22 protein-coding genes and 1 riboswitch are annotated in these 21,404 nt (G+C 60.8%); of the genes, 12 read left to right on the plus strand and 10 right to left on the minus strand.

Annotated features, from left to right (window positions below):
* Nucleotides 1-21 precede the first annotated feature (21 nt).
* From ATY80_RS13030 to ATY80_RS13050, 5 genes are read left to right on the plus strand one after another with little or no spacing between them, the layout of a single operon-like run.
* Nucleotides 22-849 carry an ABC transporter permease gene (locus tag ATY80_RS13030; protein WP_088692837.1) on the plus strand — a complete coding sequence of 276 codons (828 nt, stop codon included), beginning with the start codon at nucleotides 22-24 and terminating at the stop codon, nucleotides 847-849.
* Nucleotides 846-1,625: an ABC transporter permease gene (locus ATY80_RS13035; protein ID WP_088692838.1), complete on the plus strand. Its 780-nt coding sequence runs from the start codon at nucleotides 846-848 to the stop codon at nucleotides 1,623-1,625. The genes ATY80_RS13030 and ATY80_RS13035 overlap by 4 nt, the downstream gene beginning before the upstream one ends.
* The gene (locus tag ATY80_RS13040; protein WP_088692839.1) at nucleotides 1,618-2,643 is read left to right on the plus strand and encodes an ABC transporter ATP-binding protein; all 1,026 of its coding nucleotides are present in this window, start codon (nucleotides 1,618-1,620) and stop codon (nucleotides 2,641-2,643) included. The genes ATY80_RS13035 and ATY80_RS13040 overlap by 8 nt, the downstream gene beginning before the upstream one ends.
* A gap of 4 nt (nucleotides 2,644-2,647) precedes the next feature.
* Nucleotides 2,648-3,568, plus strand: coding sequence for a nucleoside hydrolase (locus tag ATY80_RS13045; protein ID WP_088692840.1), 921 nt, complete (start codon nucleotides 2,648-2,650; stop codon nucleotides 3,566-3,568).
* Entirely contained in the window at nucleotides 3,565-5,352 is a 1,788-nt protein-coding gene (locus ATY80_RS13050; RefSeq protein ID WP_088692841.1) for an adenine deaminase C-terminal domain-containing protein, read from the plus strand. Before ATY80_RS13045 ends, ATY80_RS13050 begins: the two co-directional genes overlap by 4 nt.
* 78 nt (nucleotides 5,353-5,430) lie before the next feature.
* Here the strand turns inward: ATY80_RS13050 and ATY80_RS13055 are convergent, their stop codons facing one another.
* The 6 genes from ATY80_RS13055 to ATY80_RS13080 all read right to left on the minus strand — a co-directional run bounded on the left by ATY80_RS13055 (nucleotide 5,431) and on the right by ATY80_RS13080 (nucleotide 11,530).
* Complete coding sequence (locus ATY80_RS13055; RefSeq protein ID WP_088692901.1) at nucleotides 5,431-6,606, minus strand: M20 aminoacylase family protein; 1,176 nt, start codon at nucleotides 6,604-6,606, stop codon at nucleotides 5,431-5,433.
* A gap of 103 nt (nucleotides 6,607-6,709) precedes the next feature.
* Entirely contained in the window at nucleotides 6,710-7,471 is a 762-nt protein-coding gene (locus tag ATY80_RS13060; RefSeq protein ID WP_088692842.1) for an SDR family oxidoreductase, read from the minus strand.
* Between the two features lie 12 nt (nucleotides 7,472-7,483).
* Nucleotides 7,484-8,293: an ABC transporter permease gene (locus tag ATY80_RS13065; protein ID WP_088692843.1), complete on the minus strand. Its 810-nt coding sequence runs from the start codon at nucleotides 8,291-8,293 to the stop codon at nucleotides 7,484-7,486.
* Nucleotides 8,293-9,159: an ABC transporter permease gene (locus tag ATY80_RS13070; RefSeq protein WP_088692844.1), complete on the minus strand. Its 867-nt coding sequence runs from the start codon at nucleotides 9,157-9,159 to the stop codon at nucleotides 8,293-8,295. The genes ATY80_RS13065 and ATY80_RS13070 overlap by 1 nt, the downstream gene beginning before the upstream one ends.
* Nucleotides 9,160-9,242: 83 nt before the next feature.
* Complete coding sequence (locus tag ATY80_RS13075; protein ID WP_088692845.1) at nucleotides 9,243-10,406, minus strand: spermidine/putrescine ABC transporter substrate-binding protein; 1,164 nt, start codon at nucleotides 10,404-10,406, stop codon at nucleotides 9,243-9,245.
* A gap of 23 nt (nucleotides 10,407-10,429) precedes the next feature.
* Nucleotides 10,430-11,530 (minus strand): ABC transporter ATP-binding protein, encoded by a 1,101-nt coding sequence (locus ATY80_RS13080; protein WP_088692846.1) that lies wholly within the window; start codon nucleotides 11,528-11,530, stop codon nucleotides 10,430-10,432.
* A 193-nt stretch (nucleotides 11,531-11,723) separates the two neighbouring features.
* Here ATY80_RS13080 and ATY80_RS13085 point away from each other — a divergent pair, with 193 nt between their 5' ends.
* Nucleotides 11,724-12,539, plus strand: coding sequence for a LuxR C-terminal-related transcriptional regulator (locus ATY80_RS13085; protein WP_088692847.1), 816 nt, complete (start codon nucleotides 11,724-11,726; stop codon nucleotides 12,537-12,539).
* A 60-nt stretch (nucleotides 12,540-12,599) separates the two neighbouring features.
* Here the strand turns inward: ATY80_RS13085 and ATY80_RS13090 are convergent, their stop codons facing one another.
* The gene (locus ATY80_RS13090; RefSeq protein ID WP_088692848.1) at nucleotides 12,600-13,571 is read right to left on the minus strand and encodes a DMT family transporter; all 972 of its coding nucleotides are present in this window, start codon (nucleotides 13,569-13,571) and stop codon (nucleotides 12,600-12,602) included.
* A 175-nt stretch (nucleotides 13,572-13,746) separates the two neighbouring features.
* Here ATY80_RS13090 and ATY80_RS13095 point away from each other — a divergent pair, with 175 nt between their 5' ends.
* From ATY80_RS13095 to ATY80_RS13105, 3 genes are all read left to right on the plus strand, one after another.
* Entirely contained in the window at nucleotides 13,747-14,397 is a 651-nt protein-coding gene (locus tag ATY80_RS13095; protein WP_088692849.1) for a glutathione S-transferase family protein, read from the plus strand.
* Nucleotides 14,398-14,508: 111 nt separating this feature from the next.
* A complete protein-coding gene (locus ATY80_RS13100) occupies nucleotides 14,509-15,171 on the plus strand; it encodes a sulfite oxidase-like oxidoreductase (protein WP_088692850.1) in 663 nt (220 codons plus the stop codon).
* Between the two features lie 276 nt (nucleotides 15,172-15,447).
* Complete coding sequence (locus ATY80_RS13105) at nucleotides 15,448-16,137, plus strand: helix-turn-helix transcriptional regulator (RefSeq protein WP_088692851.1); 690 nt, start codon at nucleotides 15,448-15,450, stop codon at nucleotides 16,135-16,137.
* On the opposite strand, the gene ATY80_RS13110 is transcribed toward ATY80_RS13105, so the two are convergent.
* The 3 genes from ATY80_RS13110 to ATY80_RS13120 are packed head-to-tail and all read right to left on the minus strand — an operon-like array spanning nucleotide 16,134 to nucleotide 17,756.
* Nucleotides 16,134-16,745, minus strand: a complete 612-nt coding sequence (locus ATY80_RS13110; RefSeq protein ID WP_088692852.1) for a hypothetical protein — start codon at nucleotides 16,743-16,745, stop codon at nucleotides 16,134-16,136. The two genes, ATY80_RS13105 and ATY80_RS13110, sit on opposite strands and share 4 nt — an antisense overlap.
* Nucleotides 16,746-16,788: 43 nt before the next feature.
* Nucleotides 16,789-17,532 carry a CbtA family protein gene (locus ATY80_RS13115; protein ID WP_088692853.1) on the minus strand — a complete coding sequence of 248 codons (744 nt, stop codon included), beginning with the start codon at nucleotides 17,530-17,532 and terminating at the stop codon, nucleotides 16,789-16,791.
* 14 nt (nucleotides 17,533-17,546) lie between these two features.
* On the minus strand, nucleotides 17,547-17,756 hold the full coding sequence (locus ATY80_RS13120) for a CbtB domain-containing protein (protein ID WP_088692854.1): 210 nt from the start codon (nucleotides 17,754-17,756) through the stop codon (nucleotides 17,547-17,549).
* Nucleotides 17,757-17,784: 28 nt separating this feature from the next.
* A riboswitch (cobalamin riboswitch) is annotated at nucleotides 17,785-17,936 on the minus strand.
* Between the two features lie 43 nt (nucleotides 17,937-17,979).
* On the opposite strand from ATY80_RS13120, the gene ATY80_RS13125 reads away from it, so the two are divergent.
* The 3 genes from ATY80_RS13125 to ATY80_RS13135 all read left to right on the plus strand — a co-directional run bounded on the left by ATY80_RS13125 (nucleotide 17,980) and on the right by ATY80_RS13135 (nucleotide 21,309).
* Nucleotides 17,980-18,543, plus strand: coding sequence for a histidine phosphatase family protein (locus tag ATY80_RS13125; RefSeq protein ID WP_088692855.1), 564 nt, complete (start codon nucleotides 17,980-17,982; stop codon nucleotides 18,541-18,543).
* 364 nt (nucleotides 18,544-18,907) lie between these two features.
* Complete coding sequence (locus tag ATY80_RS13130) at nucleotides 18,908-20,473, plus strand: EAL domain-containing protein (RefSeq protein ID WP_088692856.1); 1,566 nt, start codon at nucleotides 18,908-18,910, stop codon at nucleotides 20,471-20,473.
* A gap of 212 nt (nucleotides 20,474-20,685) precedes the next feature.
* The gene (locus ATY80_RS13135) at nucleotides 20,686-21,309 is read left to right on the plus strand and encodes an outer membrane protein (RefSeq protein WP_088692857.1); all 624 of its coding nucleotides are present in this window, start codon (nucleotides 20,686-20,688) and stop codon (nucleotides 21,307-21,309) included.
* Nucleotides 21,310-21,404 lie beyond the last annotated feature (95 nt).

Consider the following 21,404-nt stretch of genomic DNA (forward strand, 5'->3'; position numbering starts at 1 on the left):
CCATCCGTCGAAAGTCGCTTCATGTTTCAGAACCGCGCAGAAGCCCTGGCGCTTGCCCTGCCTGCAGCAGTTTTTGCCGTGCTGGTCTTCCTGCTGCCCGTCGTCATCCTTCTCTCCGAAGGATTCCACATCGATGGCAGCTGGACGCTTGGTGCCTACACCGGCTTCTTTTCCGAGTCGCTGAACCGCACCGTCTTTTTGCGGACCTTCCGCCTGGGGCTTGAGGTGACGGCGGTTTCGGCTGTCATCGGCTATGCCGCAGCCTTCGCAATCGTCAACCTGCCGCCGAAGGGCAAGGGCAGGATGATCGGCCTCATCACTCTGCCACTGATGATCTCGCCGGTCGCCCGCACCTATGCATGGATCGTCATCCTCGGCCGCACCGGCATCGTCAACCAGGCCATCACAGGCCTTGGCCTGAGCGATACACCGCTGCGCCTGCTGTTTACAGAAACCGCAATCTTCATCGGCCTGCTGCAACTTTTCCTGCCTCTGATGATCCTGTCGCTGATCAGCGCCCTCGAAAACATGCCGAAGGATGCCATTCCCGCCGCCCGCGTGCTCGGCGCCAACTGGCTCCAGGTGTTCTGGAAGGTGATTCTGCCACTCACCCGTGAGGGCCTCGTCGTCGGCGGCACGCTCGTCTTCACCGGATCACTGACAGCCTACATCACGCCTGCCGTGCTTGGTGGCTCGAAGGTGCTGATGCTGGAAACGCTGCTCTATCAGCAGGTATCTGTCGCCAACAATTTCGTCTCGGCAAGCGTCATCGCCTTCATTCTGATCGTCATGAGCTTTGCCGCCAATATCCTGCTCAAGCGCGTTGCCACCGCGAGGAACAAGAGATGACCGCGCGTATTCTATCTCCGCTTGTTCTTGCCCTGCTGCTGATCTTCTTGATCGGCCCGTTCCTGATCATCATCGCCGCATCGCTCTCGGCAGGCGACACGCTCGCCTTCCCGCCGCAGGGTCTTTCCCTGACATGGGTCGCCAAGGTCTTCACCATCGACAGCTTCCGCGAGAGCTTCGCCATGTCGATGTTCCTCGCCGTCGTCGGTACGCTGACGGCGCTCTTCCTCGGCATTCCCGCCGCCTATGCGCTGTCGCGCTACAAGCTGCCCTTAGGCGAAACCGTCCGCACCATCGTATCCCTGCCGATCATCGTGCCCGGCATCATCGTCGGTCTGGCGCTGCTGCGCTATCTCGTCGTGCCCTTCGGCTTCAACATCACGCTGGCCCTGTTCATGGCGCACACGGCGCTTGTGCTCCCCTACGCCGTGCGCGTGGTATCCGCCAGCCTCAACAACCTGCGCTCGGATATGGAGGAAGCAGCCGTCCTGCTCGGCTCGTCGCGAACAGGCGCCTTCTTCCGCGTCGTCATGCCGAATATTCGCGGCGGCATCCTGGCGGCCTTCATCCTCGGCTTCGTGACGAGCTTCAATCAGGTGCCGGTCTCGCTCTTCCTCTCCGGTCCCGGCGTGCGCACGCTGCCGATCGACATGCTGGGCTACATGGAGACCACCTACGATCCGTCGATCGCGGCACTCTCCTCGCTGCTCGCCTTCCTTTCCATCGGCATCGTCTTCCTTGCCGAACGCTTCCTGGGATTCTCTCGCTATGTCTGACGCCTATCTCAAACTCGACAAGCTGACGCTTGCCTACGGCGATACGGTCGCGGTGAAGGATCTCGACCTGTCGATCGCCAAGGGCGAGCTCGTCGCTTTGCTCGGCCCCTCCGGATGCGGCAAGACGACGACGATGCGCTCAGTCGCCGGCCTGCTTGCCCCCGCATCCGGCCGCATCACGCTCGATGGAGACGAGATCACCCGCGTTTCTCCCAACAAGCGCAATGTCGGCCTAGTCTTCCAGTCCTACGCCCTCTTCCCGCATCTGACGGTCTATGAAAACGTCGCCTTCGGCCTGCGCCTGAAGGGTATCGGCGGCAAGGATCTCGATGCAAAGGTCAGCGCCGGCATCAAATCCGTCGGCCTTGCCAAGTTTACTGATCGTAAGCCCGCCGAACTCTCTGGCGGCCAGCAGCAGCGTGTGGCCCTTGCCCGCTCCATGGTCATGGAGCCGAAGGTTCTCCTGCTGGATGAACCACTCTCCAACCTCGACGCCCGCCTGCGCCTCGAAATGCGTGCCGAGCTGCAGCGTGTCCAGAAGGAAACCGGCGTCACGATGATCTTCGTGACACACGATCAGATCGAAGCGCTCGCACTCGCCGACCGGATCGTCGTGATGCTGAACGGCGGCATCGAGCAGATCGGCACGCCGGAGGAAATCTATAACAAGCCCGTCTCGGCCTTCGTCGCCGATTTCGTCGGCTTTGAAAACGTCTTTGCGCTGGAGAACGGGAAGCTCGCGACATCCAACAATCTCGTCGAGCTTGCCGGTCCAGCGCCGCAGGCCGCAAAGGGCCTGGCCTGGCGTCCGCGCATGGTGAGCCTTGGTTCAGGTCCTTACCAAGGCACCGTGCGCGGCACCTCGTTTGCCGGGAACACCCGCGAATATCTGCTCGACACGCCGCTTGGCCCCATCAAGGCAGAGGTCGATGCCGAGCTGCCGACACATGCGATCGGCACGGCGCTTCCCTTCGACCTGCCGCTTGCCGCTGCAGCGCCCCTCTCACGTTACAGGTAACATCATGGGCGTCTGGATCGACACCGACATGGGCTTTGACGATATCGCCGCGATCCTCGTGGTGACCCACGCAAAGCTCGACATATCAGGCGTCTCGCTCGTCTTCGGCAATACGCCGTTGCCGCAGGTGCGCGTCAACGCAGCAGGCGCCGCCAAGGCCTTCGGCTGGACCTTCCCGATCCACAGCGGCCGCGCCATGCCCGTCCTCGGCTCGCTCGAGACCGCGCAGGCGATCCTCGGCGAAACAGGCATTCCGACCGCAGGCCAGGGTCTGCCCATCGCGCCTGCCTTGCCGGAGAGCGACGCGTTCACCGCGCTCTGCCGCTGGCTGGAAACCGAAGGTCCGCACCGGATCCTGGCGCTTGGCCCGTTGACAAACCTCGCCGCTCTCGCCCTGGCACGCCCGGACCTCGCAGCCCGCATTACAGAACTGACTTGGATGGGTGGCGGCGTCACTGCAGGCAATCACACGGCATCCGCCGAGTTCAACGCGCTGGCCGACCCGGAAGCGCTCGCCATCGTTCTCGCCCATAATCTGCCGCTGCGCATGGTCGACCTCGATCTCTGCCGCAAGGTCATCACAACGCCTGACGACGTTTGCCCGGTGCGAAACGCCGGTGGTGCCAATGCGACGCTGCTCGCCGATGTGCTCGACGGCTACATCGGCATCGGCACGAGCCGCGGCAGGCCCGGAATGGCGATCTACGACCCTTCCGCCGCCGTCGCCTTCGTCGCACCCGAGATCGTTAGCTTTCGACCTGCACGGATCGACGCGGAACTGCAGGGGCAGCACACCCGCGGTCGCACCGTTGTAGAGACGCGGGCCACGCATGCCGCATTCAATGCGGAATGCGCGGTCGACATCGACGTCGAGAAGGCTCACGCCATCATCTTCGACGCACTGATCAAGGAAGCCAGCCGATGAGCGCACTGGAGCCGATGGACCTCAACGACCCAGCGCTTCGCACCCGCGCCGTTGCCGCCGCGCGCGGTGATGCGCCTTTCGACCTGCTGATCTCGGGCGGCCGCCTGCTAGATGTCGTCACCGGACTGATCCGCGAGGCCGACATCGGCATCGTCGGAGCGCTGATTGCAAGCGTCCACGCGCCGGGTAGCCGCACCGACGCAGCCAAGATCGTCGATGCAGCAGGCAGCATCATTTCACCCGGCCTCATCGATACGCACATGCACATCGAAAGCTCGATGGTGACGCCCGCCGCCTATGCGGCAGCCGTCGTTCCACGCGGCGTCACGACTGTTGTCTGGGATCCGCACGAGTTCGGCAACGTGCATGGTCTCGACGGCGTGCGCTGGGCGATCGAAGCGTCTCGCTGCCTGCCGCTCCGCACGATCGTGCTTGCGCCTTCCTGCGTTCCTTCCGCTCCGGGGCTTGAAGTCGCCGGCGCCGATTTCGACGCATCGGTCATCGCCGAAATGCTGCTGTGGCGGGGCATTGGGGGCGTTGCGGAAGTGATGAACATGCGCGGCGTCATCGACGGCGATCCACGCATGACCGACATTGTGAATGCCGGCCTCGCTTCAGGAAAGCTGGTCTGCGGCCACGCGCGCGGACTCGAAGGCGCTGACCTGAACGCCTTCATGACGGCCGGTGTCAGCTCCGATCACGAACTGACCTCCAGCGCAGATCTGTTGCAAAAGCTGGCCGCCGGGCTGACGATTGAGCTGCGCGGCTCGCATGACCATTTGCTGCAGGAATTCGTAACCGCTCTCAGCGGCATCGGCCATCTGCCATCGACGGTCACACTCTGCACCGACGACGTCTTCCCGGATGAACTGAAGGACGGCGGTGGTCTCGACGACGTCATCCGCCGGCTCGTCCGCTATGGAATGAAGCCGGAATGGGCGTTGAGAGCCGCCACCTTCAATGCAGCGCAGCGATTGAAGCGCTCGGATCTTGGCTTGATTGCCGCCGGCCGACGCGCCGATATCGTGCTTTTCGAAGATCTCGTTGGCTTCGCCACGAAGGCCGTCATCGCCAACGGCGTGATCGTCTCGACATCAGGCGAAATGAACGCCCAGTTGCCCTCGTTCGAGACTGTGGCGCTGCAGAATTCGGTCAAGCTGACGGCCCTGACGGAAGATGACTTCAGGGTTCCCACCACCGGCAGGCGCGTTCGCGTCGCCACGATTGACTGTCCCCGTTTCACGCAATGGGGCGAGGCGGAGACCGACGTCAAAGACGGTTTCGTCGTACCTCCGGCCGAAAGCACCATGATCGCGGTCGCGCATCGGCACGGAAAGGCCGACTGCCGGCCGCGTGTCGGCTTCCTCACAGGTTGGGGAACATGGCGGGGGGCCTTCTGTACGACAGTATCCCACGACAGCCACAACCTCACCGTTTTCGGCGGCAACGCGGGCGACATGGCAGTCGCTGCCAATGCGGTGATCGCCGCGGGCGGCGGCATGGCCGTGGTGAGAAGCGGCCAGGTTGAAGCGCATCTGCCGCTGCCGGTATCCGGCCTCATCACCGAGGCCTCCTTGGAAGAAACAGCCGCCTCCTTCAAGGCGATCCGAAAGGCAATGGAGATGATCGTCGATTGGAAGCCGCCCTACCTCGTTTTCAAGGCCTGCTTTGGCGCAACGCTTGCCTGCAATGTCGGCCCGCATCAGACGGATCGCGGTATTGCGGACGTGACGACCGGAAAGGTGCTGGAAAACCCGGTGATCGAGATCCTCGAGCGCGAATAGTGGCCGCCGCCGCCGGGCGCCCTCGCCGCGGCTACGCTCGACTACACCGATAGATTATCAGGCCAGAAAGCCAGTGATTTACGGCGCAGCCTTCAGCTCGCGCTCGACCAGCGTTGTCCAAAAGGCCGCTCCGTAGCCGATCGCATTGTCGTTGAAATCATACGCGGTGTTGTGATGCAGGGCGCCATCGACAGCTGGCCCGTTCCCGAGCCAGACATAACAGCCAGGCGCATTTTGGCCGAAGAAGGCGAAATCATCGCCTGCCGTCGAGGGCGGGAAATTCGTGCGCACCTTCTTCCCGAAGACAGCACTCGCCGCCCCGAGCGCACGCGCGGTCGCGTCGCTACTGTTGACGACGGGCGGGATGCGCCGTTCGAACTGGTAGTCGACCGCAATGCCGAACATCGCCGCTGTGCCCTTCGCAAGCCGGCCGATTTCTTCCTCGAGCTGGTCGCGGACCTCAGGCGAATAGGCCCGGGCGGTCCCCCCGATTTCGACGATATCGGGTATGACGTTCAGCGCCTTGGGGTCACCGGCCTGCAGCGAACAGGCGCTGACGACCGCCGGCTGCAGAGGATCGACGACACGCCCGACGATCGTCTGCAACGACGCCAGGAACGTGCCGGCAGCCGTAATCGGATCCTTGCCGAGATGCGGCTTGGCGCCATGCGTTCCGACACCGCGAAAGGTCACGCGCCAACTGTCCGAGGATGCCAATTGGGGACCCTCGACGACGGCGATCTCATCGACGGCTAGGCCCGGCATGTTGTGAAGGCCGTAGACGGCATCGCACGCGAACAACTCGAACAGCCCCTCCTCGACCATCTTCCGCGCGCCGCCCCTGCCCTCTTCGGCTGGCTGGAAGATGAAATGCACGGTTCCGGAGAAGTCGCGTGTTGCCGCGAGATGCCGTGCTGCGCCAAGCAGCATCGTTGTATGCCCGTCATGTCCGCAGGCATGCATCTTGCCGGCAAATTTGGACTTATACGGACGATCCGGTGTCTCCGGCATCGCAAGCGCATCCATATCCGCCCGCAATCCGATCGTCCGTGTCCCGTTGCCGACCTGCAGCGTACCGACAACGCCGGTGCCACCGAGGCCGCGATGCACCTTGATACCTGCCTCTTCCAATAGCTGCGCGACGATGCCACTCGTACGCTCCTCCTCAAAGCCAAGCTCGGGATGGGCGTGCAGATCGCGACGCAGCTCGGTCAGGAAGCGTAGATCGTGCTCGATCCGGGCGGGAATGGGCATGAGCCAGGATGTCCTGTAAATGCAAGCGGGCGCCAGAACGGCGCCCGTCATAGTCCATCTGTTATTTAACAGTTGGCCCAAGAATTCAACCTTCTCAACCGGGTTAGACCACAGTCTCGCCGCCGTCGACGACCAGGATCTGACCCGTCATATAAGAGGAGCGGTCCGATACGAGGAAGAGGATCGGCTCGGCGATTTCCGACACGTCTGCCCAGCGCCCAAGCGGAACCTTCTCGGCAATATAGGCCTCGATCGCGTCACGCCCGCCCATCTGGGCAATAAAGGGTTCGTTGAAAGGCGTGTCCACCCAGCCGGGGCAAAGCGCATTCACACGGATGCCGAATTTGGCGTAATCGCCGGCTATCTGCCGTGTCATGGCGATAACGGCATGCTTTGTTGTCGTATAGGCGATCATCTCGCGATCGTAGAGAACGCCTGACGAGGATGAGGTGTTGAGGATGACCCCTTTGCCTGCCTTCCTCATGACGGGCATGACGAAGCGCGCCGCCATGAAGTGTGCACGGACATTCAGGCTCCAGGACTTGTCGAAACCGTCGATCGCCACTTGCTCCAGATCGCCGGCGACCTGCGCACCGGCATGGTTGTGCAGGATGTCGATGCGACCGTGACGCTCGACCACCCCGGCAATACCTGCCTCGAGGGCATTATCGTCGGTCACATCAAGCACAATGCCCTCAGCGCTGCCGCCAAGCCCACGTATCCGGCTGACGGTCTCCTCGGCATTCATGAAGTCGATGTCAGCGACGATGACATGGGCGCCCTCTTTCGCCATCACGAGCGCGCCGGCCTGACCGATGCCGGACCCTGCGCCGGTGACGATTGCAACACGGTTCTTGAGGATCATGGTATTTCCCACTTAGGCTGTTGTCCTTTCGCGCATCAGGAAACGCGCGATGAGAATGAGGGCAAGCGATGCGATGAGCACCATGGTGGCAATCGCGTTGATCTCCGGCGTCACGCCGCGGCGGATCGAGGCAAAGACGTAGATCGGCAGCGTCGTATTCGATCCGGCGACGAAGAACGCGATGATGAAGTCATCGAAGGAGAAGGTGAAAGCGAGCAGGAAACCCGCCAGGATCGACGGCAGGATCTGCGGCAGCACGATCTGGCGGAAGGTCGTCAGCGGCGTCGCGTAGAGATCGCTCGACGCTTCGACGATGTCGCGCCCGAGGCTGGCGATGCGCGCCTTTACGATCATTGTCACCAAAGCCATGGTGAAAAGCCCGTGTGCGGCGATGATCGAACCGTAGCCGAGCGTCAGCTTCGGCGGTTGGTCGCCGGGCCAGATCGCCGCCAGGGCCGGGTTGATGAAACCGAAGACTTCAACGAGGGCGACCAGCGTCGCGATGCCTATCACGACGCCCGGAACGACGATTGCAGTGGCAAACAGGCCATCGAATACGGCTCGCGTCCGGGCTCCAAGCCGCTCCATGCCGAGCGCGGCCATGGTGCCGAAGAGCGCCGCGAGCGCCGCGCTGGTGAGCGCGATGATAAGGCTGTTTTGCAGAGCCTCCATGAGGAAGGTGTTGGAGAGCGCCTTACCGTACCATTGCGTGGAAAAGCCCGTGAAATCCGACGCGTTGCGGCCAGCATTGAACGAGAACAAGACCACCAGCGCGATCGGGGTATAGAGAAACAGATAGACTGCCGTAACAAGCCCACGCATCAGACAAGATCCACCTGGCGGGTGCCCGCAACGCGCCAGGCAATGCGCATGGCGACGAGAAGCACGATGACGACGACGACAACGAGGGTGACGGCGATCGCGGAGCCGAACGGCCAGTTGCGCGATTGCAGGAAGAGGTCGACCAGTGCGTTGCCGATGAAGAACACCTTGCCGCCGCCCAGCAGCTGCGGGATCAAGTACTCGCCGAGCAACAGGATGGTGACCAGCGCCACGCCGGTCATCACGCCCGGCAACGACAGCGGCAGCGTTATGCCGAAGAAAGTCGATAGCGGTCTTGCTCCAAGGTCCGCAGAAGCTTCCAGCAACCGGCGGTCCAGCTTTTCCAGGCTGACATAGATCGGCATGATCATCAGCGGCAGGTAGCCATAGACGATGCCGAGAAGGACAGCGCCCGGCGTGTTCAGAAGCCGCACATTCTCAATGCCGACAAATTCCAGCAGATGCGGGATGCCGCGCGCGCCGAGGATATACATCCACGCATAGGTGCGAACGAGAAGACTGGTCCAGAAAGGCACCACGACGAGTGACACCAGTAACAGTCGATGCTGCGGGCTTGCCTTCACCGCCAGGTAATAGGCGACCGGATACGCGACCAACAGGCAGACGAAAGATCCAATCGGCGCAAGCACCAGCGTATTCTTGAAGGCGGCCGCACGGGATCCGAGATTGGCAAACTGGGCCAAGGTAAATGCCGCCTGGTAACCACCCTCCGGCGCCCGCTCGCCGAAGGAAAAGACAACGATTGCAATGAACGGCAAGACCAGGAACACGAACAGCCATGCGCTTGCCGGCGCGACGAGCGCTGTGGTGATCAGGCGTCTTCTGGTGTCCGGGGACAGAGCCATTCTGGAGGTTCGCTGGTTGGTGGCCACGAGGAGGCTTGCCTCCTCCCGGAACCGGGAAGAGGCATTGCATGACGACAGGCTGGTCACGCCGACTTGAACCGCGCCATCAGCTCGGCACGACCCGGATCGGTCAGGGTTACAGCGGCGCCGAACTCCAGCGGCGTCAACGATGCTTCATCCGGATAGACGATCTTGTTCGAGGTGATCTCCTTCGGCAGCAACGAAATGACGCGGCTGTCGGTGGTCGGCGCGCCGTTGGCGATATGCTCCTTCACCGCGTTCGCGGGATCCATCAGGTAGTTAAGAAGAGCATAGCCGGCCGCCTTGTTCGGAGCGTCCTTCGGGATCGCATAGTAGTCGGTCCAGATTTCGCCGCCGTCCGTCCCGAGGATGTAGGCAAGCTCCGGCATATCGCGGTTAAGCTGCGCACCGTCGTTCGTCCAGCACATCGTCATCCAGGCATCCGTCGCACGCATGGCCGGCTGATAGTCGGAATTGATGGCGAAGAGATGCGGCTTCACCTTGATCAGCAGTTCCTCGGCCTTCGCCAGTTCCTCCGGCTTGATCGAGTTGAAGCCGTAGCCCAGCGACACCAGCGCGCTGCCGATCGTCGTCAGCTGGTAGTCGTGCACCATCGCCCGACCATCGGCCTCCGTCTGAGCGATCTCGAAGAAATCCTTCCAGGTCGTAGGCTTCGACTTGATCTTGGAGGTGTTGACCGAGAATCCGGTCGTGCCCCAGTTCTTCGGCAAGGCGTAGGTCTTGCCGTCGATCTGGCCTTCCTTGGTAAAACGTGGGCTCTCCGTCGACTGGCTGAAATTGGCAATCTTCGAAAGGTCCAGTTCGTCAATCAGACCGAGCTTGTGGTAGGTCGAGATCGTGTAGTTGGTCGGCACGAAGAGCGACCAGCCGGAAGCGCCGGCCTGCAGCTTCGCTAGCATTTCCTCGTTCGAACCGAACACATTGACTTCGACGGCAACGCCAGTTGCCGCCTTGAAGTTCTCGAATGTCGCCGGATCATGGTAGTTCGGCCAGGTCGCGATCGACATCTGCGTGCCGAGGTCTTCGCCGGCATAGGCGGGTGTCGACAAGGCACCCGGGAAGCGTGACATCACGGCGGTCGCAAGACCGAGGCCGGTGATGCCGAGGAAGTGGCGGCGGCTGACAGAGCCACGCTTGAGCCGCATGAACTCGTCCATGAAGCCTTCGGCAGAAATGGGAAGATTATCCTTATAGTCTTTGCTCACGATGCTGTTCCCTTGTTTTGATTTTAGGCTGCACTTGATGCTGAGAAGACATGGGCCGCACTGGGATCAAAGCCGAGGTAGACGGCCTCGCCGGGCTCGACCAGATCGCTTTCATTCATGTTGCGGCGGTCGGCGGTCACCAGAAAGTCGCCGAGCCCAGGTACCGTGACGGCATATTCCGCCGACGAGCCTAGGAAGATACGGTGGGTTACCGTGCCCTTGAAGTTCGCCACATCAGGCGCCTGGGTGCGTGTCAGGCGGATCGATTCCGGGCGGATCGCGACGATTGCCTCACCGGTCGAAATACGCGTCCGGCCCCCCGCGGCGATTGCGGAACCGTCCGCAAGGCGCAGCGTCGCGCCGTCCGCTTCCATTGTCGCCTTCACCCGGTTGGTCTTGCCGACGAAATCTGCAACGAACAGATCGGCGGGGCGGTCATAGACCTCCTGCGGCGAGCCCAGCTGCCGAATCCGCCCTGCGCTCATCACGCAGACAATATCCGCCATCGAGAGCGCTTCTTCCTGATCATGGGTGACCAGAACAAAGGTGATGCCGAGTTCACGTTGTAATGTCTGCAATTCGATCTGCATGGCCGAGCGCAGCTTCTTGTCGAGGGCAGCCAACGGCTCGTCCAGGAGCAGCACCGACGGGCGGTTGACGATTGCGCGCGCCAACGCCACGCGCTGCTGCTGCCCACCGGACATTTCATGGATGCGGCGCTTGGCGAAGCCGCCGAGCCGCACCATTTCCAGCGCCTCTGCTACCCGCCGATCGATTTCGGCTGCCGCAAGCTTGGGCCGCATTTGCTTCAGACCATAGGCAACGTTCTGCCGGACATCGAAATGCGGAAACAAAGCATAATGCTGGAAGACCATGTTCACCGGACGCCGATAGGCCGGTACACCGTTCATCTCGCGCCCGTCGATCAGCACCGTGCCTTCGCTTGGCTGCTCGAAACCGCCGATCATGCGCAGGCAAGTGGTCTTGCCGCAGCCCGAGGGGCCAAGCAACGCGAGGAATGCGCCCTTCGGCACATTGAGGTTGATGTCCGTTACGGCGATCACCGGGCCATAATTCTTGGTGACCGAACGGAATTCGATATCGTTCGTCGAAGCGGATGCCACGTCTGTTCCCTGCGGTTGGTTTGGATTGGGCAGTCTAGCGCTGCCTTTTGCCACCGTCGTTACGGAAAGACTAAGCGCGCCCTTCCCTCGCGGTATATACCCCGAGAGAGGTATTTTAGCCATAAAGCCTTCGTGGAAGGTATATACACGGAGAGCGCAGATTTCCTCGCGAGGCGATCAGGAGGTTCCGGCAATGAGCACCGATTTGGAGGCGCTGTTTCAAGCCTTCAACGCCACCGTTGGCCGGCAGGCAATGGGCGACGCGGAATTCGGCGAGACCTTTCGGCAGATGATGGCGGCGCTAGTGCGCTTCGACTACGTCGTCGTCTTCGCCTATCGTGGCAAAGATCGGCCGATCGACCTCTACAGCACCTTCGACCCGAAGGAGCACATCATTTTCGTAACGCTCTACCAAGCCGGCCCATACCTGCTCGATCCCTTCTACCACACCGCTAACGAGCGGCGCGCCGGCGTGTTTCGCATGCGTGAGCTGGCGCCCGACCGGTTCTTCTCCAGCGAGTACTACCGGACCTATTATGTCCAGACAGGCCTTGCTGAGGAAATCGGCTTCTTCGTCACGGCCGATGACGATATCACCATCGTTCTTTCGCTCATGCGCAAGGAAAAGACCGGCCCCTTCCCGCCTGCGGAATTTGCCTTGCTGAAGAAAGCCGAGCCCTTGATCGCCAACATGGTCCGCCACTACTGGGCTGGGCTAGGAGCCCGTTTTGACGCACAACTGCATTCTCGAAATCGCGGTAGTCGCAGACGCGATGCTGGTGAAAGCTCCCTGCAGCCTGCCGAAGCGGTGTGGCGCGATCTCAATCTCACCAGCCGCGAAACCGCGATTGTCGATCTCGTCCTCCAAGGCCACTCCTCCGAGTCGATCGGCCTGAAGCTCAGTATCTCAACGGGAACCGTTAAGGTTCATCGGCGCAATGTCTATCGCAAATTAGGCATCTCCTCGCAGACGCAACTGCTGTCCCTCTATCTCAAGAATCTTTCGTGAAAGGCGTTCGGAAATTGTGGGCCGCTATCACCTGCGTTGTGCCGTCTCCAGCCGACGACCTCAGGCCCTCACGGGTTCCGCCCTCGCCTTCGGCTTCAACAGGATTATCAGCAGCAAGCCGGCGACGATGAGCGCCGCACCCTCGAGGTGGTATCGCTGCAATTGCTCGCCGAGGATGAAGTAGGCGAGCACCGCGATGAAGATCGTCTGGACGTAGAGGAGGACGCCTGCCCGGGCCGCGCCCAAAGCCTCGATACTGCGATTGAAGAGGTAATACATGATCGCCCCGCCGGGGATGGCGACATAGGCAAGTGCGATGAGCCCACTGCTGTTGAGCGTCGACCGTTCGTCGGAAACAAGCTCGAAGAGATAGAATGGCAGCGCCGTCAGCACCGCCGCACCGAGAAGCAGGACCAAAAGCGCAAGCCGGTTCCCATCAAATTTCGCCCGACGAAGCAGCACGGTATAGAGGCTAAAGCAAAACGCACCGGCGACGATCCATAGTTCGCCGGGATTGAGATCGAGACGCATCAGTGCGGCCGGGCTGCCCTTGATGATGATGACGACGATCCCGAGAAAGGCCAGGATCGATCCGATCACCTGCCAGCTTCCCATCGGCTCGGCCAGGAACAACCGGGCAAGGATCATGGTGATGATCGGGATCAGAGCAATGATGATGCCGGCAGTGGTGGCGTCGGCATGTTCGAGACCGACAAAAATCAGGCCCTGGCAGATCGCAAGCCCCATGCCGCCAATCACAAGCAGTTCAAGAGCGCGCGCCCGCACAAGCGCGACCATATCGCCAAAGTGCTTGTGCACGATCGGCATAAGGATCGCCCAGGCGATCAGCACGCGCCAAAAGCAGAGCGCCCAGGGCGGCATTTCCGAAGAAACCCATTTCGCGGCGATATAGACGCCGGCAGATAGCAGCCAGCAGAGAATGCCCACGGAATAGGCGCTTGCAAGCGAACCGCCCGCCGCCTGTTCCGTCCCGACCGTCTCGCGATGGACTGCCAAGACATGTATCGCCATCGGTTAGTTATGCCACAGTTCCCAAGCGCTGCACAGATGAGCCTGCTGCGGCGAGAACGAGGGGACGCATCCTTTCAGCGGTGGCTAAACTGACGACGAGGATTATCTCAAGCTGAAGTGTCGGAATCCCGTTTAGCCAGTCGTCTTCAAGGCAGACAAGCTATGGAGAGCAGCGATGACGATTACCATTACCGCCTTTGAACGCTCGCCCGATCGCGGCAGAGGTCTGGCGCGCGACATGCGCGTTCGCTGGGCGCTGGAAGAAGTGGGCCAGCCTTACGACGTTCGGCTTCTTTCGTTCAAAGCGATGAAGGAACCCGCCCACCTCGCGCTTCAGCCTTTCGGGCAGATTCCGACCTATGAAGAAGGCGATCTCGCCATATTCGAATCGGGGGCAATCGTGCTTCATATCGCGCAGCGCCATGCTGGCCTGCTGCCGGAGGACCCGAATGCCCGGGCACGCGCGATCACATGGGTATTCGCCGCGCTCACCACGATGGAGCAGCCGATGATCGATCGAGAAATCGCCAAATTCATGGAAGGCGACCAACCTTGGTACGAGCAGCGCCGGTCGATGATCGAGGAACGCATCCGTAAGCGGCTAAAGGAACTCGCCGTCCGGCTTGGCGATGCCGACTGGCTCGACGGCGAATTCAGCGCTGGTGACCTCGAGATGGTATCGGTGCTGCTGAGGGTGAAAGGATCGGGCATGCTCGACGATTATCCGAATCTCTCCGCCTATGTCGCGCGCGGCGAGGCACGGCCGGCGTACAAGCGTGCATTTGCCGCTCAGTTGGCGGTTTTCGCTGCGGCATCATCCGGCTGAGAACAGGCGCGCTCGGGGCGGCCTCCCCTCGCGGCACCTGCCAGCCAATGTCACGCTTGACAGTCCTCAAAGGCGAATGCCCTAATCGCCGCGACCGCGAAAGGGCCATCGATGAGCGACGATCAAACCCCGACAGACAGCAAGCTTACCACGTCGAAGCGCAGATGGGCCTCCGAAGGAAAATTCCTGACTGGCCGTATCAGTGGCCCGGAAACCGAGCGCTTGCCGCCTGGCCAACACCTCGTCAAGAATTGGCCGGTCCTCGATCTCGGCCAGCAGCCCATCATTTCCACCGACACCTGGCGCCTGGAAGTTCGTGGGCTTGTCGAAACCCCGCTTGATCTTACCTGGACGGCCTTCCTGGCCCTCGAGCAGAGTACCAAAATCACCGATATTCATTGCGTAACAACGTGGTCGCGCTACGACAACAAATGGAAAGGTGTTTCGACCCGCGACTTACTCGATCAGGCCATGCCGAAACCGGGAGCCCATTACGTCATGCTGACAAGCTATGATGGCTACACGACCAACCTGCCGCTCTCCGATTTCGCTACAGGGGATGCGATCCTTGCAACTTCCTGGGAAGGATTGCCGCTGACGCGCGATCACGGCGGTCCCATGCGGCTCGTCGTTCCGCATCTCTATTTCTGGAAAAGCGCGAAATGGTTGCGGCGCATTGAGCTTCAGGCGGCCGATGCAGCGGGCTTCTGGGAAAAGAACGGTTATCACATGTACGGCGATCCCTGGCGCGAGCAGCGATACTCGGAGGAGTGATACCAGTCGCGATTATTTCGGCGGCTGATGGCGGTGTCGCGACGGCGACCTGCCCGCTATAGTTTCACCAGCTAGCTTGCCGTCACCATCCACAGCCGACTAAAAGCCCGCTTAACGTGCAAATTTCACTGCGGCGGATTCACTTCAAAATAGATGCAAAAAGCGATATATTTTTCAAATTAATATCTTACGCCGATTTTGGCACGATCGCCTATTGAACCGACGCCCATTTTGGGTTGTTGTGACCCAACGATTCCAGATATCGCCTATGGGTTGATGAACAAGGACACTTCATTTCATACTGTCACGCAGAAGCTGCTGGACGCATGGTTGCATACCACATCGCAGACGCCCGCCGCGCCGGAAAACATTTATCGTGACGTCATCGACCTTCTGACGATCAGGATGAGGATGACACTTGTCGTTCTGGACGGTGAGGATCCACTACAATGGCAACTGAAAGTCGTGCGACCGTCCGGCTTCAGTTCACGCCTTCTGAACATCAATAAGCTCTTCGCCGATCAGCGCATCGGCGAATTCAAGGATCGCACCTACATGGAAACAGCCGTCATCCCGCGTTATCGCGAGGTGATCGCCACACAGAAACCATCGATGGAACTGGTCAAGACGAGGGTGCTTGGCGTCAACCTCGAATACGAGCGACTGGTCCTCCCGCAAAAGACAACAGCCCGGCGGCCATCCTGGCTCCTGACTATTTCGAACGGCCGCTTCATGTTCAACCCACCGCAGCAGCAGGCCCGCATGGATGCGACTGACGAAGCGGTGATCCAGCTCTTGACCGAAGGCGCGACGGCCAAGGAGATCGCCGCCGATCTTGGCATTTCGCACCGAACGGTCGAGCACCGCCTGGAGCGCATGAAGGAGCGCTACGGTGCGAAGAACACCGTCCACCTTGCAGCCATGCTGGTTGCAACGCACTTCGACCGCGATGTCGAGAAAAGCTAGGGCGTGATCCGCCGAACCAGGCACCGTCCGCAATAGACGAGCGCCAGAATTGCCGCCGCGAGCGCCGTCAACGTCGCCATGCTGGCAGGATGCAGCGGAACGTCCCGCCAAGCCGGGTGAACGATGTCCGCAGTATTGAACGCCTCACCACTGAATTGGCAGGTGATCAGCGCCAAGCCGCGTAGAACCATGCCGGCATCGATCGCCGAGACGATCGCCTCGGCTTCGGCAGCCTCGCCGCCCATGCCCCGCATCGATAGCAGCACGGCCTTTGTTGCCGCGAGATAGGCATGCGAGCACTCGTTGAACGGGCTCCCCTCATCCGTTACGCTGCCAGGCATTTTGCCCCAGAAGCAGTAGGCGTGCTGGATCTGTGCATAGTTCAGCACGCGTCGGAACGGCTCGTTCGTATCCGTGGCGCGTGCCGCGAGATCGATGATCCGATCGCGATACTCCGCGATCATGATCATTTCGCCGTGTGAGATTTCGGCGATCGCAATGCCGGTATGGGGACCGCTACCACTCCGCTGGTGTGCGTCGGCTGCCAGGGGCCAAAGCGGCAGCAACGCGATCATGGCGACAAGGAAAATGGAACGCCGGCTGGACATCGCGGGGGACAGGCTCCTGATTGCGCCGGAGCCTTCTCTCCAATCAATGAAAAGCCGGCGCGCGAGCACGTGGCTTTGGAGCGGCACCGAGCTTGCGCTCTGCGAGAATACCGAAGGCCAGGCCAAGAACGCCCCAGAGGATCACGTGCATACCGATCGAAGTCGTGCGGAAATGCCAGAGAACCACAGCGGAATAGTTCTCCGGCACCTCGTTGATCGGCGGCAGCAGATACTGAACGAGGCCGATGAAGACGACGTAGGCAAGACCCGCTGCGATTGCTGCATTCCAGACGCCGAACTGCGGGGTCAGGCGGCGGGCAAGCGCAATTGCCGCAACAAGCGCAGCGATCGATACGACGATCATCAGAAAGAACAGTTCAGTCCTGACGCCGATCGTGTCGGGATTGCCGACTGCCGGCGGATTGGCCGGATATTTGATGTTGGGCACGACAACCACGGCGACAAAGGCCGCAATGGCGATGACGGCAGAGGTCCCGCGGACGCCAAGATTGCTGAAGCGTCCCTGGACAAAAGCGAAGACGAGGGCAAACAAGCCGCCGACGGCAACGCTGTAGGCGATCACACCAGTCAGGAGGCCAAGGCCCGCTTGCGTGGCACGGCTGACGATTTCAGGCTCGCTGGTTTCACCCGCCGCTTGGGCCGCCGCTTCCTCAAACGCGATCGCTCGGTCGACGAGCGGCTCGCCGAAGGTATGGGCAAACGCGAAAACGAGGACGCCAGCAATCAGCCCCGCGAGCATTCCGCGAAGCAAAAGACTTCCAACCATGTCCGGAACTCCCCTTAGTGGCAGGGGAAGCCGAGGAGGTGCCGGCCGTCATGCACGAACTCGTGCACGTACATACTGTTGAAAAGCGCCATTGCGCCCTCTTCGGTGCCGACGAAATAGATGGCGATGAGCATCAGCAAACCGCCAAAGATCGCCCAAGGCAAAAGCTCGGCAACGGGAATCGGAGCAGGTGCGGCGACGGGCGCGAAAGTGGTGTCAGACATGAATTCCTCCTGGAATGACGCGTTCAGTCGAGAATTATTGCGTGGCAGGGTCTGACTTCCAGTCCGAGGTATCCTCATCCTGATCACAGTGGCGCGACCGCACCGGAATTTCACCGGTTTCCAAACCCACAACATAACCGTTATATCTGCGGCTTCGAACCTGTCAACGAGACTTCATGCAGCGACAGGCCACCTTCCCCGTTATCCGGAGACAACCAACGTGATGACGCGCCTCACTTGGATCTGCCATGGTTCGACTGCCGCCAACCGCGAAGCGCGGTTCCCGCAAGACGAGCCGCTGAACGAGAAGGCAATCCTTGCCACTCAGGCAATCGCCCCCCGCCTCGGGCGCGTCGACAGCGTCTTCGCCAGCCCGACATTGCGCGCGCGGCAGACGGCCGATGCACTTGGCCTGCAACCGGAATTCTCCGAGGCGCTCGCCGATTGCGATTTTGGCCGCTGGTCGGGACGCTCGATTGCCGAGATCCAGCAAGCCGAACCGGAAAATCTTGCCGCCTGGATGGCGCGGCCGGAGGAAGCACCGCACGGTGGTGAGGCAATCGCCGCCGTTTGCATGCGTGTAAACGCCTGGATGCACCAGCGCCTGCAGGCCGGTGGCCATATCGTCGCCATCACTCATGCCGCGGTCATCAGGGCAGCGATCATCAACACTCTGCAGGCGCCGGTATCCTCCTTCTGGATCGCCGATATCGAACCGCTGGCCATCGTTCACATGACCAGCAATGGCAATAGGTGGTCGCTGCGCGTCGAAGGCGCGGCCGCCTAATTTTCCGGGCGTTAATTTAGGCCAGCCTTACGCAAGCGAACCATGCCATAGGTTTCCGGCCCAACACGTTCGGGCCGTGTTCCTTGCCCAGGGAGGACCAAGCATGCCCTATGATTGGAGCGGCGCGCAGATGCGGCGCACGCGCCTGCTACGTATGACCGCCGCCGTTACCCTGCTTCTGCTCGTCATCGGCGCATCCCTAATGATCCGGCTTTGAGAACGACAGGCGGGCGGCCGCACCGCTCGCCTGTCGAACCGCCTCTCCGCTCTCGGCGGGCGCAGATACCAAGAATTCGCCCTTTGGTTTCAACAAACGCTTCAGACTTCAATGATACACCGGCGCTCAGGTGGAGATGGGTGAAGCATGCCGGTATTCTTCCAGAGCAGAGCCGGAAGGCAATGCCTTTTGGTCATGGCGTTGGGAGTAACGCTGTGGCTCTTCGGCGCGATCCTGGAATTGGATAACTGGCTCGTCGCTTTCGTCGGCGCTTACGAGAACTATGGCGCGGACAAGCTAGTCCTCGCGCTCGGCATCGGTGGCGCGATGAGCTTCGTCTATTCGATCCTGCGCATTGTCGACCTGCGTAAGGAGATGGAACTGCGGGCCAGTGCCCAGACCAAGGCCGACTGGACAGCAACCCACGACCACCTCACCAAACTTCCGAACCGCTATGCTTTCGAGCGGAAAGTCCTTCCCCGGAGGACGAAGACCGACGTCGAAGGCGACGAGTGGGAGCAGAACGTTACAATCTTCTCGATAGATCTCGATGGCTTCAAGAAGGTCAATGACCTTGTAGGCCACAATGGCGGTGACGCCCTTCTGGTCGAAGTGGCAAAGCGGATCTGCGCGATCGGAAACGCGGACTGCGTCTATCGTTTCGGCGGCGACGAGTTCGTCGTCGTTGCCCTTGGCCTCTCCTCCAAGCACGAGGAACGCTTTGCGCGTTTGCTCATTCAGGCCGTAACACGGCCCATCCATATCAACGGGTTCGCCGTCGAAGTCGGTGCAAGCGTCGGTTACGATCGCTGGGAGCAGGGTCGAGAAGCGCTTGAGGATGCGGCTCACCGAGCCGACCTCGCCATGTACGAGGCCAAATCACGCGGCCCCAACTACCACATGGTGTTCGAAGCCTCGATGCAGGACAAAGTCGCAAAGCGCGCAACATTGGAGTCCAAACTGCGCGTCGCAATTCAGCAGAAGGCCATCCGCCCCTTCTATCAGCCGTTGATCGATCTCAAGAGCGGTACGGTCTGCGGCTTCGAGGCGCTCGCCCGCTGGACAGACGAAGAAGGCATCGCCATTCCACCGCCGGTATTCATCGGGATTGCCGAAGAGACCGGACTGATCACCGAACTTTTTGAAGATCTTCTGGCGCAGGCCTGCAGGGACGCCTTGGCCTGGGACGACCACGTTACTCTCTCCTTCAACGTCTCTCCGGTGCAGATGGAGGACAAGCTGTTGGCCTCGCGCATCTTCAAGGTGCTCTCGGCGAACGGCCTTCCGCCGCACCGCCTGGAGATCGAGATCACCGAAAATGCACTGATCCAGGATCCGGCAATTGCCGCGATCATTCTGGATGAACTCCACGATGCCGGCGTCCAGATCGCTCTAGACGATTTCGGCACGGGCTATTCCAGTCTCGCCCAGCTCGCTCGCTATCGTTTTGACAAGATCAAGATCGACAAGAGCTTCATCGCGACTTGCCGCGATGATGAGCGCCAGGAAAAAATCATCCGCGCCATGCTTGGTCTTGGCCGCAGCCTCAACATACAGACCACAGCCGAAGGTATCGAAGAGCACCGCCAACTCGGCCACCTGCTTCGGCTCGGCTGCGATGTCGGACAGGGCTACCTGTTCGGCAAGGCGATGCCTGCCGAAGAGACGCGCTCCTTTATCCTCGATCGCGACGAAGTGTTGGCCAGCGCATAAGCGCCGCGAAAACGCAACTCTGCCGGCACCTCCACGCGTCAGAAATTCGTGATGGAACCCTTTCTGACGAGGCAACGTTAGCTCGTTGGTCCTGTGGGCGGACACTTACACTGAAAGTCTGTCTGCCCCCGCATGGGCCGCGATCATCGATCGGGCCTGGCCCGATCGGCGCGCAAACCGAGTGGACCCCTATCATAGGAGAGGGATTTATCATGTATTCTCGTATCCTTGCTGCCTCGGCGGCCTTTATTGGTCTTGCAGGGGCGGCGTTGGCCGCTGATCTTGTGGGCGAGCCGCCGGCAGCCCCGGTTGCACAAGCGGCACCGGTTTTCACTTGGAACGGCTTTTATATCGGCCTGCAAGGTGGCAGCGCCTGGGGAAATGGTGACTTCTCCGGCATCGGCGACGCAAACCTCAATGGCGGCCTCATCAGCGGCTTCACCGGATACAACTGGCGGCTCGATAACAATATCGTGCTCGGCGTCGAAGGCGACGTTTCCTACAATTGGAACGAGGAAACCGTCGGTAGCAATGAATACAAGTTCGACACGACAGGCTCGGTCCGCGCCCGCGTCGGCTACGCCCTCGATCACGCGCTATTCTATGGAGCGGCCGGCTGGACCGGCGCGAGGGGCCATGTGAACACCCCTATCGGCGACGACGACGCCACGTTCTCGGGCTGGACCGTTGGAGCCGGCCTGGACTATGCCTTCACCGACAACATTTTCGGGCTGGTCGAATATCGCTACAACGACTACGGCAGCAAGGACTTGCTCGGCGTGGATACCGACTTCAATCAGAACGTCGTCACCGTTGGCGTTGGTTTCAAATTCTGAGACTGCTCGACCGAGTGGCCTGCATGAAATGACCAAGCCCGGACAGACGCCCGGGCTTTGCTTCTCTGACCTGATGCTGGTCGCCGTGTGAGAGC

This window comes from Rhizobium sp. R711 (assembly GCF_002211365.1).
Taxonomy (GTDB): domain Bacteria; phylum Pseudomonadota; class Alphaproteobacteria; order Rhizobiales; family Rhizobiaceae; genus Rhizobium.